The sequence below is a fragment of the Rhizobacter sp. P3_C12 genome (assembly GCF_056402735.1).
In genome coordinates this window covers 35,906-54,363 of the sequence record NZ_JBFUGW010000005.1, presented here as the reverse complement: position 1 = coordinate 54,363, position 18,458 = coordinate 35,906, and the positions used below count along the sequence as shown (strand labels likewise).

Annotated in this window: 13 protein-coding genes; 6 read left to right on the top strand and 7 right to left on the bottom strand. The window is 69.0% G+C overall.

Annotated features, from left to right (window positions below; genetic code table 11):
- Nucleotides 1–12 precede the first annotated feature (12 nt).
- Nucleotides 13–1,056, bottom strand: coding sequence for a porin (locus tag AC1DXV_RS02150; RefSeq protein WP_477865426.1), 1,044 nt, complete (start codon nucleotides 1,054–1,056; stop codon nucleotides 13–15).
- A 159-nt stretch (nucleotides 1,057–1,215) separates the two neighbouring features.
- On the opposite strand from AC1DXV_RS02150, the gene AC1DXV_RS02145 reads away from it, so the two are divergent.
- Genes AC1DXV_RS02145 through AC1DXV_RS02130 form a run of 4 tightly spaced genes read left to right on the top strand, consistent with a single transcriptional unit; the run spans nucleotide 1,216 to nucleotide 5,143 of the window.
- Complete coding sequence (locus AC1DXV_RS02145; RefSeq protein ID WP_477865427.1) at nucleotides 1,216–1,719, top strand: (2Fe-2S)-binding protein; 504 nt, start codon at nucleotides 1,216–1,218, stop codon at nucleotides 1,717–1,719.
- Complete coding sequence (locus AC1DXV_RS02140; RefSeq protein ID WP_477932255.1) at nucleotides 1,716–3,995, top strand: xanthine dehydrogenase family protein molybdopterin-binding subunit; 2,280 nt, start codon at nucleotides 1,716–1,718, stop codon at nucleotides 3,993–3,995. Before AC1DXV_RS02145 ends, AC1DXV_RS02140 begins: the two co-directional genes overlap by 4 nt.
- A gap of 45 nt (nucleotides 3,996–4,040) precedes the next feature.
- Nucleotides 4,041–4,733 carry a DUF433 domain-containing protein gene (locus AC1DXV_RS02135; RefSeq protein WP_477865643.1) on the top strand — a complete coding sequence of 231 codons (693 nt, stop codon included), beginning with the start codon at nucleotides 4,041–4,043 and terminating at the stop codon, nucleotides 4,731–4,733.
- Nucleotides 4,730–5,143: a PIN-like domain-containing protein gene (locus AC1DXV_RS02130; RefSeq protein ID WP_477865642.1), complete on the top strand. Its 414-nt coding sequence runs from the start codon at nucleotides 4,730–4,732 to the stop codon at nucleotides 5,141–5,143. Before AC1DXV_RS02135 ends, AC1DXV_RS02130 begins: the two co-directional genes overlap by 4 nt.
- On the opposite strand, the gene AC1DXV_RS02125 is transcribed toward AC1DXV_RS02130, so the two are convergent.
- Both AC1DXV_RS02125 and AC1DXV_RS02120 read right to left on the bottom strand, forming a co-directional pair.
- On the bottom strand, nucleotides 5,144–8,365 hold the full coding sequence (locus AC1DXV_RS02125; protein WP_477932253.1) for a PAS domain-containing hybrid sensor histidine kinase/response regulator: 3,222 nt from the start codon (nucleotides 8,363–8,365) through the stop codon (nucleotides 5,144–5,146).
- Nucleotides 8,366–8,517: 152 nt separating this feature from the next.
- Nucleotides 8,518–9,438, bottom strand: coding sequence for a LysR family transcriptional regulator (locus tag AC1DXV_RS02120; protein WP_477865640.1), 921 nt, complete (start codon nucleotides 9,436–9,438; stop codon nucleotides 8,518–8,520).
- A gap of 78 nt (nucleotides 9,439–9,516) precedes the next feature.
- Here AC1DXV_RS02120 and AC1DXV_RS02115 point away from each other — a divergent pair, with 78 nt between their 5' ends.
- Nucleotides 9,517–10,131 (top strand): glutathione binding-like protein, encoded by a 615-nt coding sequence (locus AC1DXV_RS02115; protein WP_477865639.1) that lies wholly within the window; start codon nucleotides 9,517–9,519, stop codon nucleotides 10,129–10,131.
- Nucleotides 10,132–10,150: 19 nt separating this feature from the next.
- Here AC1DXV_RS02115 and pyrF read toward each other — a convergent pair whose 3' ends face one another.
- The 4 genes from pyrF to AC1DXV_RS02095 all read right to left on the bottom strand — a co-directional run bounded on the left by pyrF (nucleotide 10,151) and on the right by AC1DXV_RS02095 (nucleotide 15,584).
- A complete protein-coding gene (gene pyrF / locus AC1DXV_RS02110; RefSeq protein ID WP_477865638.1) occupies nucleotides 10,151–10,972 on the bottom strand; it encodes an orotidine-5'-phosphate decarboxylase in 822 nt (273 codons plus the stop codon).
- Complete coding sequence (locus tag AC1DXV_RS02105) at nucleotides 10,969–12,522, bottom strand: leucine-rich repeat domain-containing protein (protein WP_477865637.1); 1,554 nt, start codon at nucleotides 12,520–12,522, stop codon at nucleotides 10,969–10,971. The genes pyrF and AC1DXV_RS02105 overlap by 4 nt, the downstream gene beginning before the upstream one ends.
- Before the next feature lie 82 nt (nucleotides 12,523–12,604).
- The gene (purB, locus tag AC1DXV_RS02100) at nucleotides 12,605–13,987 is read right to left on the bottom strand and encodes an adenylosuccinate lyase (RefSeq protein ID WP_477932251.1); all 1,383 of its coding nucleotides are present in this window, start codon (nucleotides 13,985–13,987) and stop codon (nucleotides 12,605–12,607) included.
- A 70-nt stretch (nucleotides 13,988–14,057) separates the two neighbouring features.
- Nucleotides 14,058–15,584: a leucine-rich repeat domain-containing protein gene (locus AC1DXV_RS02095; RefSeq protein ID WP_477865891.1), complete on the bottom strand. Its 1,527-nt coding sequence runs from the start codon at nucleotides 15,582–15,584 to the stop codon at nucleotides 14,058–14,060.
- 76 nt (nucleotides 15,585–15,660) lie between these two features.
- Between AC1DXV_RS02095 and AC1DXV_RS02090 the strand changes: the two genes are divergently transcribed.
- Nucleotides 15,661–18,447: a polysaccharide deacetylase family protein gene (locus AC1DXV_RS02090; protein WP_477865890.1), complete on the top strand. Its 2,787-nt coding sequence runs from the start codon at nucleotides 15,661–15,663 to the stop codon at nucleotides 18,445–18,447.
- The last annotated feature ends 11 nt before the right edge of the window (nucleotides 18,448–18,458 follow it).

Here is an 18,458-nt window from a genome sequence, read left to right as displayed (position 1 = left end):
TGCCGACAGGCCCTAGAACCGCACGCGCAACCCGGCCGCGACGCTGGTGCCGTTCTCGGCATTCGTCAGCCGGTCGCTCATCACCACCGCATACGCATCGGTCAGCTTCGACAGCGCATGGTCGTAGCCGAGCGTGACGGTGCGGTTCTTCACCTCGCCCGGGTTGAAGTCGGCATTCGCCTGGCCGTACTGCGCCACCACCTTGCCGAGCGCGCCCACCGGCACCGCGACACCGAGCCCGTAGATCGTCGACTTCGTGTCGAGCGTGGCCCGCGTCTTCACGCGCGTGGCCTGTGCATACAGCTTGGCGACGCTGAAGTCGTACGAGCCGCCGAATTGCAGCGTCTCCTGGCGCTCGAAGCCGGCCGGCACCGCGACCAGGCCGTTCTTCACCTGCTGGTAGGCGATCGTCGCGCCCCAGGTGTCGGTCAGCAGCACCCAGTTGCCGCCGATGTTGCGGCCGGTCGCGCCGGGCGCGCCTTCGCCCAGGTTGGCGATCAGGCCGACGTTGTAGCCCTCGGTGTTCGAGGTGTTGTAGAGCAGCGAGTTGTTCCAGGCCGTGTCGCCCTGGAAGGCCAGGCCGGTGCTCGGCGCGAACACCTGGCGGATGCTCGGCGAGAAGCCGAACGAATCGCCGATCGCGTTGAACGACAGCGTCGAGACGAACAGCGGCGTCGTGTTGCGCCCGAGCGTGCTGGTGCCGAAATCGCCCTGGAAGCCGACGTAGGCATTGCGCCCCCAGAACGCCTCGCCGCTGGCACGGCCCGCCGCGCCGGTGTCGGCGCGCAGGTAGTGCTCGAGCGCGAACTTCAGCTTCAGCGTGCCGCCGAGGTCCTCGGTGCCCTTGAACCCAAGGAAACTGCTGGTCATCTTGCCGCTCTCGGAGCGCAGCGTGCGCTGCGTGCCGGCATCCTGGAAGCGGCCGGCCGACATGTCGAGCAGCCCGTACAGCGTGACGGACGACGCCGGCGATGACGCGGTTTGTTGTGCGGAAGCGGCTGCAGGCAGCGTGAGGACGACCGCGGCAGCGGCCAGGCAGGACAGACGACGGTTCATGCAGCGGAACTCCGGCAGGGACGTGGGGTGGATTCGGAAAAAGGCCCGTCAGGATAAACCCGGACGCGTGTGCGGCCGGTCACACCCCGTTTCGTTGACGCCACATCGCCCCGCCCGCGGCCGGCCCAGAATGGGGACCGACACCGGAGCACCCGATCCATGGACTTGACCGTCAACGGCCAGACCCTGCCCCTGCCGCCCGAGGCCGTGGAGCCCGGCATGCCCTTGCTGTGGGTGCTGCGCGACGTGCTGATGCTCACCGGCACCAAGTTCGGCTGCGGCGTCGCGGCCTGCGGTGCCTGCACGGTGCACGTGGATGGCCAGGCGGTGCGCTCGTGCGTGACGCCGCTCTCGGCCGCGCAGGGCAAGCCGGTGCGCACCATCGAGGCGCTGGGCGCGCCCGGCCGGCCCCACGCGCTGCAGCAGGCGTGGATCGCCCACCAGGTGCCGCAATGCGGCTACTGCCAGAGCGGCATGCTGATGGCCGCGGCCGACCTGCTCGCGAAGAACCCGTCGCCCACCGATGCCGACATCGATGCGGCCATCACCAACCTGTGCCGTTGCGGCACCTACCCGCGCATCCGCGACGCGATCAAGGGTGCGGCCGCCGCGCTGCGCGGCGACGCCCCCCGGCAGGACAAGGGCAACGAGGCGCGCGCATGAAGCGGCGCAGCCTGCTGCTGAGCGCGCTGGCCGGCGGCGGCGCGCTGCTGGTCGGCTGGAGCGCGCTGCCGCCGCGCAGCCGCATCGGCACCTCGCACCCGCTGCCCGATGCCGACGGCAGCGTGACGCTGAACGGCTGGATCCGCATCGAGCCCGACGGCCAGGTGCAGCTCGCGATGGCGCGCAGCGAGATGGGCCAGGGCGTGCACACCGCGCTCGCGATGCTGGTGGCCGACGAGCTCGACACGCCGCTCGCGCGCGTGAAGCTGGTGCAGGCGGCGCCGCAATCGCTCTACGGCAACGTCGCGATGTTCGTGGGCGCGCTGCCCTTCCATCCCGACGACACCGAGCCCGGCCGCGAGACCGCGACCGTCAAGGCGGGCCAGTGGATGGTCAGCAAGTTCGCGCGCGAGCTGGGGGTCAGCGTGACCGGCGGCTCGTCGAGCGTCGCCGACGCGTGGGACGTGCTGCGCCTGGCGGCGGCCACCGCGCGCGCGCAGCTGCTGGGTGCGGCGTCGCTGCAATGGAAGCTGCCGCGTGCCGAGCTGCAGGTGCATGGCGGCATCGTCAGCCATGTGTCGGGCCCGCATGCGCATTTCGGCGAGCTCGCGAGGCTGGCCGCGGCGACGCCGATCGGCGACGTGCGCACCAAGGATCCGAAGGACTGGACGCTGATCGGCACGCCCGCGCCGCGCACCGACCTGGCCGCCAAGGTCGACGGCAGCGCGCGCTTCGGCCTCGACACGCGCCAGCCGGGCCAGCTCTACGCGGTGGTGCGCCACTGCCCGATGCTCGGCGGCAGCCCGCAGCGCGTGAAGGTCGAGGCGGCGATGCAGCTGCCCGGCGTGCAGCGCGTGGTGCGGCTCGGGCCGTATGCCGGCTCGACCGCGGCGGTGGCGGTCGTCGGCCGCAGCACCTGGCATGCGCAGCGCGGCGCGCAGGCGCTGGAGATCGACTGGGCGCCGCCGCCGGCCGGCGGGGCCGACACGAAGCGCATCGACGAGGCGCTCGAGCAGGCCGCGCGCGAGGCCGCGCACAGCGGCGGCGGCTTCGCGTTCCACACCCGCGGCGACGTGCAGCAGGCGCGCGCCGGTGCCGCGCGGCAGATCGAATCGCTGTACCGCGCCCCCTACCTCGCGCATGCGCCGATGGAGCCGATCAACTGCACCGCGCGCGTGCACGACGGCGGCGTCGAGCTGTGGGCGCCGACCCAGGTGCCCGACATGGCGCGCGAGATCGCGGCCCGCGTGGCCGGTGTGCCGCTCGAGGCCGTCACGCTGCACGTCACCTACCTGGGCGGCGGCTTCGGGCGGCGGCTCGACGTCGACTTCGTCGCGCAGGCGGTGCGCATCGCGATCGAATGCGGCGGCCACCCGGTGCAGCTGGTGTGGCCGCGCGAAGAAGACATCGCGCATGATTTCTACCGCCCGGCCGGCGTCGCGCTGATGCAGGCGAGCCTGGACGCCAAGGGCATGGTGTCGGGCCTGTCGATCACCTCGGCCGGCGATGCGATCACGCCGCGCTGGATCGAGCGCGTGCTGCCGGCGCTGGCCGGGCCGGTCGACACGCCGGACAAGAGCGCGGCCGAGGGCCTGTACGACCTGCCGTACGGCATCTCGCACCAGCGCATCGCGCAGGTCGCCACGCACAGCGGCGTGCCGGTGGGCTACTGGCGCTCGGTCGGGCATTCGCACCATGCGTTCTTCAGCGAATGCTTCATCGACGAGCTGGCCGAGGCGGCGCACCAGGACCCGGTGGCATTCCGGCTCGGCCTGCTGGCCGACATGCCGCGCCATGCCGCGGTGCTGAAGCTCGCCGCCGCGAAGTCGGGCTGGGGCCGGCCGCTGCCGGTGGGCCAGGCGCGCGGCGTGGCATTGCACGAGAGCTTCGGCAGCATCGTCGCGCAGGTGATGGAGGTGTCGCTGGCCGATGGCCGCCCGCGCATCCACCGCGTGGTCTGCGCGGCCGACATCGGCGCGGTGGTGAACCCGGGCATCGTCGCGCAGCAGATGGAGAGCGGGGTGATCTTCGGGTTGTCGGCGGCGCTGTACGGCCGCATCGACATCGAGGGCGGTGCGGTGAAGCAGCGCAACTTCCCGGATTACAAGCTGCTGACGCTGGCCGAGTGCCCGCGCATCGAGACGCACCTGGTGCCGAGCAGCCGCGCACCGGGCGGCATGGGCGAGCCCGGCACGCCGCCGGCGGCCCCGGCGCTGGCGAACGCGCTGTATGCGTTGACCGGCAAGCGGCAGCGGGCTTTGCCGTTGATGGGTTGATTTCCGTGTGGCCTACACTCACATGGAGATCGAACGCGGGGCAACATGACTCTCATCGGAACAGGCATCTATCCATTGAATCAGGCCGCGCGCCTGGTGGGAGCCCAGCCACGTTCCGTTCGTCGCTGGCTGAAAGGCTATGGACGCACCTATAAAGGCCAGCATGTCCGTTCAGAACCCTTGTGGACGACGGAATTTGCCAACGAGGAGCTGCCGGGTGACGTCGTAGGCTTCCGCGACCTGATCGAGCTGCGCATGGTGGCTGCATTCTCGAAGCAGGGCGTCGACCTCAAGATCATCCGCGCGACGGCAGACGCTGCACGAGAGGAATACGGCAACCGCTACCCGCTCACGCTCAAGAGATTTCGGTCCGATGGTCGCCGCATCTTCGCGGAGGCGATCGCCAAGGTCACTGGCGAGCCTCACCTGATCGACCTGCTCAGGCGGCAGTTCGTGTTCTCCGACATCATCACGCCGTCGCTCTACGCCGGTATCGAGTACGAAGACGAAGATGCGCGCCGCTGGTACCCCATGGGGCCTCGGAAAAAGGCCATCGTTCTTGACCCCGCGCTTCAATTCGGCACACCGGTCCTGTCAGAGGCAGGTATTCCGACCGACACGGTTTACGCGTCGTATCTTGCGGAGGGTCGGGATTCGAAGGCCGTCGCGCGCATCTTCGACATCCCATCGAAGATGGTTGACTTGGCCGTGCAGTTCGAACAGCAACTGCCAGCTTGAAGTTTTTCTTCGACAACAACCTGTCGCCTCACTTGGCGCACGCCATCGGGGAGTTGTCAAAGCGGCATCCCGAAGTCGAACGGGTCATTCACCTGAGCGACGAATTCTCTCGGAACGCGCCAGACACCGAGTGGCTCGCTGCCCTCGAAAAGGACGGGCCGTGGTACATCGTGTCCGTCGATCGATTGAACAAGCAACATGGCGCCGAGCGGGAGGCCATCCGTCGCGCCGGCCACACCGTGTTCGTGCTCGACCGGCAGTGGTCCAAGCAGTTGTACTGGCTTCAGGCGGAGCGGTTGGTTCGATGGTGGCCTCAGATCATCAATCAGGCGGCGTTGGTCACCGGGCAGTCCTTCAATGTCCCGTGGCAGCATTCCACCAAGGCGAAATTCACCGGCATCAAGCGGTGATCAGACCCGCTTCTCCGCCTGCGCCACCGCGCGCAGCAGCGCCTGCCGCAAGCGGTGCGCATCGATCGGCTTCGTCAGGAACTCGTTCATCCCCGCGGCCAGCGCCTGGTCGCGCTCCGACACCAGCGCGGCCGCCGTCAGCGCGATGATCGGCAGCTCGTCGGCCGGGTGCCGCTCGCGCAGCTGCCGTGCCGCTTCGTGGCCGCTCAGCCGCGGCATCTGCACGTCCATCAGCACCGCATCGAACAGCCGGCCGTCCTCGACCGAGCGCCGCACCGCCGCCAGCGCCTCCAGCCCGTCGACCGCCTGCACCACGTCGATGCCCCACTGCTCGAGCATCGCGACGCCGATCATCATGTTGACCGGGTTGTCCTCCACCATCAGCACGTGCGCACCGGCCAGCGACGCGGTGTCGAGCGATTCGGCATCGGTGCCGACCTCGCGCGCCGGCGTGGCCGGCAGCGGCAGCGCGGCCCAGAAGCGGCTGCCGCGGCCCGGCGCGCTCTCGACGCCGACGCGCCCGCCCATCAGCGTCGCCAGCTCCTTGCAGATCGACAGCCCGAGACCCGTGCCGCCGAAGCGCCGCGTCGTCGACGAATCGGCCTGCGTGAACGGCTGGAAGAGCCGCTGCTGGGTCGCCTCGTCGATGCCGGGGCCGGTGTCGAGCACCGCGAGCTGTACCAGGCCGTCGCTGCCGACCGAGGCGTCCAGCGTCACGTGGCCGCGCTCGGTGAACTTGATGCCGTTGGTCAGGTAGTTGCTGAGGATCTGCCGCACCCGCACCGGGTCGCCCAGCACCGTGCCCGGCACCTCGGGTGTCATCGCGAGCCGCAGCGACAGCCCGCGCGCCTGCGCGAGCGACTGGTAGGCGCGGTGCACCGCCACCAGCAGCCCGCGCAGGTCGAAGGCCACCGCCTCGACGCTGAGCTTGCCGGCCTCGATCTTCGACAGGTCGAGGATGTCGGAGATGATGCTCGCGAGGTTCTGCGCGCTGTCCTGGATCTGCGCCAGGTACTGGTCGCGGCGCAGCGCGTCGAGCCCCGGGCGCATCGCGAGCCGTGCCAGGCCCAGCAGCCCGTTCAGCGGCGTGCGGATCTCGTGGCTGGTGTTCGCGAGGAACGCGCTCTTGGCCTGGTTGGCGGCCTCGGCCACGTCGCGCGCATGGGCCAGCGCCTGCTCGAAGGCGCGCCGTTCGGTCACGTCCTCGGCGATCCAGATGGTGCCACCCTGGCTCGGGTGCGTCGGGTCCACCGCCTGCGCGAGCAATCGGCACAGGAAGCTGCTGCCGTCGCCGCGCCGCATCATGCGCTCGACCTCCACCGGCTCGCCCTGCGCGAGCCGCGGGCCGACCAGCGCGCCCATCTCGGCATAGGCGGCCGCGTCGCTCCACACCACCTGCCCTGGCAGGCCGATCAGCGCGCCGGGCGGCCAGCCGAACATCGCCTCGAAGCAGGGGTTGGCCTGCATGAAACGGCGGTCGCGCGTCAGCGCGATGCCGATCGACGCGTTCTGCAGGATCGCCTCGTGCTCCAGCCGGACCCGTTCGGTCTCGGTCACGTCGCGGCCGTTCAGCACCAGGTAGTCCTGGTCGTCCATCCGGAAGCGCGCCGCCGACAGCAGCAGCGACACGATGCTGCCGTCGCGCCGTACGAAGGTGGCCGGCAGATCGGTCACCAGGTCGCCCTGGGCGAGGCCGGCGACCAGCGCCTCGCGGTGCGCCTGCCGGTGCCAGATGCCGATCTCGAGCGCGGTGCGGCCGACCACCTCGTCGCTGCGCCAGCCGGTGATGCGCGTGAAGCTCTCGTTGACCATCACGTAGCGGCCGCTCGCGACCTCGGTCAGCGTGATGCAGTCGGGGCTGGTCGCCACCAGGTGCGACAGCAGCGCCTGCGAGCGGCGCTGCGCGGACTCGGCCTGCACGCGCGCGGTGATGTCGTGGAACATCGACAGCGTCGCCGGGCCGTCGGGCGCGCTGACCCGCATGCCCGAGGCTTGCGCGCTCAGCGGCCGGCCGTCCAGCGAGACCAGCTCGAAATCCGCGACGCCGAGGCCCTCGCCGACCGGCAGCGTCTCGAGCGTGGCGATGCGCCGGCGCACCTGCTCGAGGCCTTCGCCGGTGGGGTAGAGCTGCATCAGGTCGAAATCCTTCATCGCCTCGGCCGACGCGAAGCCGAACATGCGCGCGGCGGCGTCGTTCGCATCGACCGCGATGCCGTGGCGGTGCAGCACCAGCGCGGTCGGCGAGCGCTGGAACAGCTCGCGGTAGCGGCGCTCGCTCTCGGCAGTGGCGCGGCGCGCCTCGACCTCGGCGGTGATGTCGCGGCCCAGCCCCCAGTAGCCGAGGAAGCGGCCGTCGGCATCGAAGCGCGGCCGGCCGCTGACCACGCTGTGGCGCAGCTCGCCGTGCTCGCCGGGGCGGCTGGCCATCAGGTTGCTGAACGGCAGGTGGGCTTCGAGGTCGGCGCGGTGGCGGGCCAGTGTGTCGGCATCCAGCCCGATCTGCGGCATCTCCCACGGGCGGCGGCCCAGGCGCTCCGTCGCATCGATGCCGGAGTACTGGTTCAGCTTGTCGCTGATGTGCGTGAAGCGCAGGTCGGCATCGAGCTCCCAGTACCAGTCGGCGGCCATCAGCAGCAGGCTGCGGAAGCGCTCCTCGCGGTCGCGCGCCTCGCCGAGCGCGCGGCGCACGACGCCGGCGATCAGCATCCCGCAGGTCGCGCCCGAGGCGAAGATCAGCCAGTGCGTCAGCACGCGCACCGGCAGCGGGATGGCTTCTGCCGGGATCGGCCCGGGCAGCCAGCCCCTGTTGTTCGCCAGCGCGAGGCCGGCGACCGCCGCGGCCATCGCCAGCGCCAGCACGAGGCCCGCGGCCGGGCTCGACAGCACGGTGACGACGCAGATCAGCAGCCCGAGGTAGCCGAGGTTCAGCGCATGCACGCCCTGGCCGAGGCCGATCGCGGTGATCAGCACCGCGATGGCGGCGATCCAGCCCATCGCATGCACCAGCTTCGGCAGCGCCATGCGGCGCAGGCCCCACAGGCCGAGCGCGAAGCACCCTGCCAGCACCAGGCAATCGCCGACCAGCAAGGCCCGCATGCCCGGGCGGGTGGGCAGGGCGGGCGACAGGTAGATCAGCGCGCCCAGCAGCGAGATCGTGACGCCGACGCCGAAGAACAACCGGGCCACCAGCCGGTCCAGCGGTTCGCGCGGCAGAAGGGGCAAGGGCGAGGAGAGCGGCACGGCGAGGGCCCGCGCGTTGGCGACCTGCGCGGTGCCGCCGAGTGTGGCACCGCGCCGTGGCCGTGGCGGGTTGGTTTTCCCGGTTTTGCCGGCGGGCCGTGCAGGACTGCACGGCGCGCTGCCCCGGGCGAGCGTCAGGCGGCGGGTGGGTGTGCGTTGATCCGCAGGGCCGATGCCAGGTGCGCCGCCACCACCGCGATGCGCCGCAGGTGTCGCGACTCCGGATGCGTCAGCAGCCACAGCTGCGTCTCGCATTCGGCCAGCGGTTCGCCGAGCAGTTGCAGCTCGCGCCGCTGCGACGCGAGGAACACCGGCGCGATGCCGATGCCCAGCCCGGCGGCGATCGCATCGACCACCGACTGCACGCTGTTGACGCGCAGCACCGGCTCCACCTTCGGCAGGTGCTTCCTGCGCCAGCGCACCGAGGGATGCTCGGGCAGCGCGTCGTCGACGGCGATCCAGCGCGCTGACGCCAGGTCGGCCAGGTCGATCGGCTTGCGCTGCCGTGCGGCCGGCTTCAGCCCGTAGACCGCCGAGCGGATCGGCCCCAGCTCGCGGCCGACGACGTGCGGCGGCGGCTTGACCGTCGCGCGCAAGGCGATGTCGGCCTCGCGCTGCGACAGGTTCACGAGCTCGTTGCGCGCGGTGAGCTCCAGCCGCAGCAGCGGGTGCGCCGCCGCCAGGCCGGCCAGCGCCGGCAGCAGCAGCCCGCTCAGGATCGTGTCGGTGGTGCTGATGCGCACCAGGCCGCCGACCGCGCCGGCATCGAGCCGCGCCGCGCTGCGCGCCGACTCCAGCTCGGCCTCGATGCGCTCGGCATGCTGCGCGAGCTGCAGCCCCAGTTCGGTCGCGAGGTAGCCGCTGCGCGAGCGCTCGAAGAGCCGCTGGCCGAGTGCCTTCTCGCAGCGCTGCACGGTGCGGAACACCGTCGAGCCGTCGACACCGGCCAGCGCGCCGGCGGCCGCCAGCGTGCCGCCGCGCACCAGCGCCAGCAGCACGGCCAGCTCGCCGGCGCCGATCGGCGAGGTTCCACTCGATTGCGTCTGTGCATTCATCGCTTGCCTGCCTGCCTATTTCAAATGCAAGGACGCAATCCTAGATTGACAGCCTCGACACCTCAACAGGACTTTTCCATGAAGCTCTATTTCGCCCCCGGCGCCTGCTCGCTGGCCGTCCACATCGCGCTGCGCGAGGCCGGCGTCGCCTTCGAGGCGCACCAGGTCGACCTCGCGACCCACACGCTGGCCGATGGCGGCGGCAACTACTTCGAGATCGCGCCGCGCGGCTACGTGCCGCTGCTGGAGTTCGACGACGGCTCGCGCCACACCGAAGGCGCCGCGCTGCTGCAGCACGTGGCCGGGCTCGACGGCACGCACGTGCTGATCGGTGCACCCGGCAGCCGCCGCCGGCTGGAGGTGACCGAGTGGCTGACCTACGTCAGCACCGAGCTGCACAAGACCTTCAGCCCGTGGCTGTGGCACAAGGAGACGGCCGACAGCACGAAGCGCGACGCGAAGCTCAGGCTCGCCGCGCGTTTCGCCGACATGGAGCGCCACCTCGCGACGCGCGAGTTCCTGGCCGGCGACTACAGCGTCGCCGATGCCTACGGCTTCACGATCGTGAACTGGAGCAACCTCCTCGGCATCCCGCTGTCGGACTTCCCGCAGCTGCGCGCGTGGATGGCCCGGGTGTCGGCCCGACCGGCGGTGCAGCAGGCGCTGCGGGCCGAGGGGCTGCTGAAGGACTGAAGCGGGCCCCGCCGAGGGCTCAGGCGGCGGGCTTGTGCGCGTTCAGCTCGAGGCGGGTGGCCTGGGCGACGCGGCGGGCGGCGCTCGCGAAATCGTCGCCGTTCGAGGCATACAGCACCGCACGCGACGAGTTGACGACGATGCTCGCATCGGCGCGCCAGCCGGCGCGCACCGTGGCCGCGGCATCGCCGCCTTGCGCGCCGACGCCGGGGATCAGCAGCGGCAGCGTGGGGGCGATCTCGCGCACGCGGGCGATCTCGCCGGGGAAGGTGGCGCCGACCACCAGGCCGAGCTGGCCGCTGCGGTTCCAGTCGCCCTGCGCGAGGCGGGCGACGCGTTCGTAGAGCAGTTCTCCGCCGGCCAGCGGCTGTGCCTGCAGGTCGGAGCCGCCGGGGTTGGAGGTGCGGCACAGCAGGATCAGGCCCTTGTCGCCGTAGCGCAGCCACGGCTCGATCGAATCGAAGCCCATGAAGGGCGACAGCGTGACCGCGTCGGCTTGGTAGCGCTCGAAGGCCTCGCGGGCGTACTGCTCGGCGGTGGCGCCGATGTCGCCGCGCTTGGCGTCGAGGATCACCGGCACCTCGGGTGCGACGCGCTTGATGTGGGCCATCAGGCGCTCCAGCTGGTCTTCGGCGCGGTGGCCGGCGAAGTAGGCGATCTGCGGCTTGAAGGCGATCACCAGGTCTTTGGTGGCATCGACGATGGCGGCGCAGAAATCGAAGATGCGGGCCGCATCGCCCTTCCAGGCGCCGGGGAACTTCGACGGATCGGGGTCGAGGCCCACGCAGAGCAGGGAGTCGTTGCGGCGTTCGGCGCGGCGCAGCTGGTCGGTGAATTTCATGGCGGGGATTTTAGGTCGCGTGGACTGCGGACTGCCTGCCAGGTCCTTGGCGGCGCACGAACTGCTGGTGTGGGGTCTGGCTTGCGAACCACGCAGGCGAGGCTGCGCAGTGAGAGTTCATCGTTGCTGATGTGCTGGACAATCTCCTTGCACAGTTCAGGCGAGAGCGTGCTCACGGGCGCGGGATTCGCGGCCGAACATCCGGCTGTGAAGACTGACAAGGCCTCGGCCCTCAATTGCACGAGGCCTTTTGGGGGCGCGCTGCGGTTGCGGTTGATGGCGAGGGCGCACAGTCGGCTGTTCATTTCTGCCTCGGCCTGGTGCTCAGAGGTCAGGTGGTCGTAGCTCGGCAGGATCAGGTTCGTCAGGGTTTTGTTCGGCTCGGAAGAGCTCTCCCGTGCCAAGGCTTTCACCAAAGCCTCGACCAGCTTCTCCGAGATCTCGCTGCGCGACAGGTTCAGCGTATGCAGGCAGGTGTTCCGGCGGAGTGCATCGGCCACGACAGCTGAGTCGACGGCGAGGCGGAGTCCGGCCAATGACAAGACCTCCAGACTGTGATTGCCGCCCAGGGCACTGAACAGCTCGGTGACCTCGATCAGCGAACAAGACCCGCTGATCTCCAGGCTCAGAGTGCGGAGATCCCTGGTTGTTGACAGGAGCTTGGCGATGGCGGTCACCATGCCTGGTGTCAACTTCGTGCCCAGGGCCAGATCGCTCCAGTGCTTGCTCCGATTCAGGGAGAGCAGCTTCCTGATGTCGCTCTCCGACAGCGCGCAACCCGACATGCCCAATGCACGCAGGACGTGGCACTCCTCTGCCGCCCCGATGATGCGCTCGCGAACTTCCTTCGAGAATGGATTGCCGTTCAACCATAGTCGTTGGAGGTGGCGGGACTTCAGCAGTTTGCTGACTACCTCACCGACCTGGGGCGGCTCCTGCTCGCCGCGCGGGGAGGTCAGCTTCCTGTGGAGTTTGCGGATCTTCTTTTCTGCCGGCTTTTTCTTGCACAGCCAGGGCTGCACAAGAAAGCGAGTGCGCGACAGATCCAGCCCCTGCACCTTCGGGTTCTCGATCAGGCATTTGTCCAGTCGCTGCAGGCCCCGAGGGGTGAGGTCGTTGCCGCTGAGATCGAGCGTGAACGCCTCGCCTGGCAGCTGCGGCATCCACTCATTGATCCAGATCACCAGGAACTTCAGGTCATCGTCCGTCAGGGGACCTTGCTCGTCGCCTTGCGGGGGATAGCCCAGGCACAGCGTCGGGGCGCTGTCGCCACCTTGGGCCAGGAACTCCTTGACCAACCGGGCGGCTTTGCCGCCATCCCTCTCGCGAATGCAGAAACGCATGACCTGCGACAGGTCCTCCGGGGATGACGGGAGCGTCCGATCGCGAAAGAAATTTGCCACCGGTCCCGTCGTGGGTAGGTCATGCACCGGAATGTTCTCGAACTCTGGCGGCGAGGGGGCCTTCAGATCAATCGGGAGCGTGCTCAGGGAGAGCTTTGCAAATAACGTCTTGCTGCGCTGATGCGCCTTGCCGGTGCGGTTGTTCACGCGCGGTACTCCGTCGATCTGCGATTCTCCTGAGTGGCATCTGCCGCCAGGATGTTCCAGATCGGACCGGCGCCCCGCGACCTCAGCGCCGCGGCGTGCCGATCCGCTTCGCCAGTTCGGCCCCGATCCCGGTGTAGCTGCCCGGCGTCATCGCCAGCAGCCGCTCGCGCTCGGCCTGCGGGATCTCGAGCGTGCCGATGAACTGCTGGATCGCCTCGCGGGTGATCGTCTTGCCGCGCGTCAGCTCCTTCAGGCGCTCGTACGGGTTCGCGAGCTTGTAGCGCCGCATCACCGTCTGGATCGGCTCGGCCAGCACTTCCCAGGCGCTGTCGAGGTCGGCCGCGAGGGCCTCGCGGTTGACCTCCAGCTTGCCGAGCCCGCGCAGCAGGCTGTCGTAGCCCAGCACCGCGTAGCCGAGCGCCACGCCCATGTTGCGCAGCACCGTGCTGTCGGTCAGGTCGCGCTGCCAGCGGCTGATCGGCAGCTTCTGGCTCAGGTGGGTCAGCAGCGCGTTGGCGAGGCCGAAGTTGCCCTCGGCGTTCTCGAAGTCGATCGGGTTGACCTTGTGCGGCATCGTGCTGGAGCCGATCTCGCCTTCCTTCGTGCGCTGCTTGAAGTAGCCGAGGCTGATGTAGCCCCAGACGTCGCGCGACCAGTCGATCAGGATGGTGTTGGTGCGCGTCACCGCATCGAACAGCTCGGCCATGTAGTCGTGCGGTTCGATCTGGATGGTGTACGCGTTGAAGCTCAGGCCGAGCGCGCCTTCGATCACGCGCTTCGAGAAGGCTTCCCAGTCGACCTCGGGGTAGGCCGCCAGGTGGGCGTTGTAGTTGCCGACCGCGCCGTTCATCTTGGCCAGCAGCTGCACGCCGGCGATGCGCTCGCGCGAGGTGCGCAGCCGCGCGACGACGTTGGCCACCTCCTTGCCGACGGTCGTGGGGCTGGCGGTCTGGCCGTGCGTGCGGCTGAGCATCGGCACGTCGGCCAGCTCGACCGACAGCGCGGCGAGGCTGTCGACGATGCGGTCCAGCGTGGGCAGCAGCACCTCGGTGCGCGCGGCCTTCAGCATCAGGCCGTGGCTGGTGTTGTTGATGTCCTCGCTGGTGCAGGCGAAGTGCACGAACTCGCCGGCGCCCTTCAGCTCGGCATTCGATTCGAAGCGGCCCTTCAGCCAGTACTCGACCGCCTTCACGTCGTGGTTGGTGGTGCGCTCGATGTCCTTGATGGCCTGGGCATCGGCTTCGCTGAAGCGCGCCACCAACCCGCGCAGCAGGCCACGCGCGGCCTCGCTGAGCGGCTTGAACTCGGCGAGGCCGGCGTCGGAGAGCGCGATGAACCACTCCACCTCCACCTGCACGCGGCGGTGCATCAGGCCGTACTCGCTGAGCAGCGGGCGCAAGGCGGCGACCTTGGCGGCATAGCGGCCGTCGAGCGGGGACAGGGCGGAGAGGGCGGAGAGGTTCATGGCGGAGCGGGCGGGCGGAAAGCTGCGATTTTAGGCGGGGCGCTCCGCGGGGAGCTGCCGGGTCGATCCGTCAAGTTCTGCTCGATGATTGAGGTGGCAACCAGCGCCCGGCCGCAGCGAGCTTCTGGAGGTCGGTCGGATCATTGTTTTTTTTCAAGTTCCACAAGGCAATGCTGAGAGCCAGCTCTGCAGGCAGCGCCACAGGCGACAAGAGTTGGAGGCTGTGTCCTGCCGACTTGATCTCGGGCAAGTTGAGTTCGAATCTCTCGCGAATCGACGGGGCGGCCTCGCAGTCATCGAGACCTTCCGCGTGCACTTCAATGAGTGAGTGGCTCTTCAAGATGGCTTCACTGAGGAGCTTCACGCTGACGCCGCAGCCCCGGGCGTCGAGGCTTTGCAGCTGCGATGTCTCCAACGCCTTCACAAGCGCCTCCTGGGTCGCCACGTTGAGCGGATGCCCGGCGATGTTCACGGAACGGAGTGTTGTGTTCTTCGGGAAGTGTGTGAAAAGCCCCCGGTACTCCGGGTCCGTTTCAAGAGGTCTTTCTCCGAACATTTCGGGTCGGATCAGCGACAGATCGAGGGTATGCAGGCTGCATTGAGTTGACAGCAAACGCGCCGCCAGTTTGCTGCAACACTCGTTCAGGGGCAGCCCGGCGAGGTTTGCGACTTGCAGGGTGTCGTGAGATCCGATGGCAGCGATGAAGTCCAGGCATGCAGCCGCGCGGGTGAAGCAACCGCGCAGGATGAGCTGCGTCAGGGACAAGTTCTTCTTGAGTGCGGTAGTGAGGGTTGCCGTCGGCTCGAAAAGTTGCTGCCCTGACAGGTCCAGGTGCTGGATGTGTTGGCTGCCCAGCAGCAGATGGCAGTGAGACCAGATCTCGGCCTGGTGTCCCGTCTTGCCGTCTTCCCTGCTGATCACGAGCTTGCGCAACTCCGATGACTGCAGCGCCTTGCAGAGTTTCTCCCAGTTCACGCCCTTGACGGAGAGATCCGCCTCTTTCAGGTCGGCCGCTTGCGCGAGTGCCCGGTAAAAGGAGTTGCTGATCTTGTCGTGGAAGATATTCCCCCGAAGGTTCAGCCGCTCGATGCCGGGCAGGATCTCGTCGAGGTGCTTCAAGCCCGATTCATCGATCGCGTGGCCTGAAAGATCGATGGCTATCAGCGTCTCGAGGGCTGGTTTCCACGCTTGCAACCACTGGCCGATGAATTTGACGTCCTTGCCGGTGAGCCGGTCTTTGTCTTCAGGCAGGAACTCGCTGGACGCGGGCCGTACGTTCAGGTGCAAGGTCTTGGCGCCTCCGACCTGGTCACGCTGGCGGCGGAGATACAACCACGCCAGGGCGTTACCTTGACGGTGCTTGGCGAGCAGGCGGCCGATTTCACCCAACGCCACCGTTGTCAGGCCAGCGAGCTGCCGACCATCGACAAAGCCCCCATGTCCGCAGTTTGTCAGTGCCTGCGCGACTTTTCTGTCGAGCGGTGGCTCTTCCATCTTCAACAATGCCTCGGCAGCCACGGCCTCTGGCTCCCGCTTTCTCGGTGACACCACGTTGAGCGCGGCACGTTTGACATTGCCGAGGTTGAGTCCTTTCATCGCAATTTCTCCCGCCATTGGTTGCATGAGCGCAGTGAGTAACATCGGCCCGCCAATGGTTCAGCGATCGCACCCGATGACCGTCTTCACCTCCGCTCGTTCCAGCGTCACCGTCCTCGCCGCGGTGCTGTTCGTCGTGGCAGGCTGTGATCGCCACACGGCGCCGGCATCGCCCGCATCGCCGGTCGCTTCGGCTGCTGCGTCATCCGCCGCGATCCCTCCGGCGATCACCGCCGCATCGGCTGCCGCGGCCCTCACCGCCCAACTCCAGCAACGCGCCGACGGCGTGCTCGCCGCGCACCGCCAGATGATCGTGCTGATGACCGGCGAGCGCGGGCTGAAGCCGGCCGAGCGCCGCGCGGTCGGGGCTGTCGGGCAGTTGCTGTTCCATGACCTGCAGGAGCGTGTCGATGCGCTCGCTGTCGCCGCGGCCGACACGGCCAACCCCGCGACGCTGCCGGCGCTCGAAGCCCTGCTCGACCGCATCGAGAGCGAGCCCGGCTGGTTCGACGCCGATCGCCTCGCCTTCAAGGAATTCCTGACCCGCCTCGCGGCGCAGTACGCGCAGTCGCAGTCGATCGCCGGCCTGAAGCTCGCGCGCCGTGCCAATGAAGACCTGGCCGTGCTCGCCGAGGTGGAGCAGGCCTACGACCGCGAGCTGAAGGACGTGTTCGGCCGCTTCGCCAAGCGCGGCATCGAGCTGCAGCGCGAGAAGTGGGCCGACTACGTCGCCAAGCTGTCGAAGCTCTACAACCGCGAGCAGATCCTGAAGGACTACGCGACCATCGTGCCGTACACCGCGGCCTCGACGAAATCCGGCGCCGCCGAAGAGGCCGATTCGCGCGAGATCTTCGGCGGTTCGCTGCCGCCGAAGACCGTGGTGCTGACCTTCGACGACGGCCCGCACCCGAAGTACACCGACGACATCCTCGACATCCTGAAGCGCTACGACGCGCCGGCGATCTTCTTCAACCTCGGCCGCAACCTCGGCACCGTCGATGCGCAGGGCCACGCGAAGCTGGGCCCGAACGGCGCGGTCGCGAAGCGGGTGCTGCAGGCCGGCCACCAGCTCGCCGACCACAGCTTCACGCACAGCGTGATGGCCAGGCTGAGCGACGACGCGGTGCGCACCGAAACCACCCAGACCGAGGCGCTGCTCGACGCGACCGGACGCCAGCCGTCGTCGCTGTTCCGCTTTCCGTACGGCGCGCGCACCGAGGGCGCGCTGAGCACCGTCGAGGCGCTGAAGCTGCGCTCGATGATGTGGAACGTCGACTCGATGGACTGGGCCGACCCGGTGCCCAAGAGCATCGCCGAGCGCGTGCTGAGCGAGGTGGAGCGCGCCGGCCGCGGCGTGATCCTGTTCCACGACATCCAGGGCCGCACCGTGCAGGCGCTGCCGCTGGTGCTCGACCAGCTGAGCGCCGACGGCTACCGTTTCGCGACCTGGCGCGACGGCAGGTTCGTCGTCAACGCGCCGCGCAAGGCCGCACCCGATGCGGCGCCGGCCGGGGATGCCGGCACGCTGTACCGCGACAGCCATGCGCTGGTGATCGGCATCGACCAGTACACGAAGTGGCCGCAGCTGCACCATGCGGTGCGCGATGCGCGCGCGGTGCAGGAGACGCTGGTGGCGCGCTTCGGCTTCAAGCCGGAGAACGTGACCGCGCTGTACGACGGCGAGGCGACGCGCACCAACATCCTGCGCGTGCTGAACGACAAGCTGGCGGACCCGAAGAAGCTCAAGCGCGACGACCGTGTGCTGGTGTTCTATGCCGGCCACGGCGGCACGCGCAAGCTGGCCAGTGGCCGCGACGTGGGCTACCTGATTCCGGTGGACGCGACGCAGGCGGATTTCGCCTCGGATGCGATCTCGATGCCGCAGTTGCAGGAGGTGGCCGAAGCCACCCCGGCGAAGCATGTGCTGTTCCTGATCGACGCCTGCTACTCCGGCCTCGGGCTGACGCGCGGCGGCGGCGCGCCGAAGACCGACAGCTTCCTGAGGGACAACGCACGCCGCCTGGGCCGGCAGATGCTGACCGCCGGCGGTGTCGACCAGCAGGTCGCCGATGACGGGCCGGGCGGCCATTCGGTGTTCACCTGGACCTTGCTGCAGGCGCTGAACGGCAAGGCCGACCTGAACGACGACAGCGTGATCACTGCCACCGAGCTGGCCGCCTACGTGGCGCCCGCGGTGTCGGCGATCGCGCGCCAGACCCCGGCCTTCGGCAGCCTGCCGGGCTCGGAGGGCGGTGAATTCGTGTTCACGGTGGCTGCCGACCGCGAAGCCTTGAGCGGCGATTCGCCGCAGCTCGACGCCGAGGCGAGCCAGCTGAACAAGCGGCTCGACGATGCGAAGACGGCGGCGCTGCAGGCCGGTGCCGGCAAGGGCACCGCGAAGGACGTGCAGGTCGTCGTGAAGAACCTGGAAGGTGGCGACGTGAAGCTCTCGACGCCGGCCGCCGCGCCGGTGGCGCCGCGCGTGGCCGCGCAGCGCGCCAACGACCGGGGCCTCGCGCTGTACCGCGAGCGCCGCTACGACGAGGCCGAGGCGGCGTTCACCGAGGCGCTGAAACTGCAGCCGGTGTTCGCGCTGGCGGCCAACAACCTCGGCTTCGTCTACTTCAAGCGCGGCAAGCCGGCCGAGGCGGCGCGCTGGTTCGAGCGCGCGATCGAGATGGATGGCAGCCGGGCGCTGGCCTACCTGAACCTCGGCGATGCGCAGTTGCAGGCGGGCGATGATGCGAAGGCGCTGAAGGCGTACACGACCTTCGTGGGGCTGGCGCCGAAGCATGCGCGGGTGGCGGAGCTGCAGGCGTGGATCGCGGCGCCGGATGCGGTGCATCGGCCGAAGCTGCCTTGATCCGCCCTGCC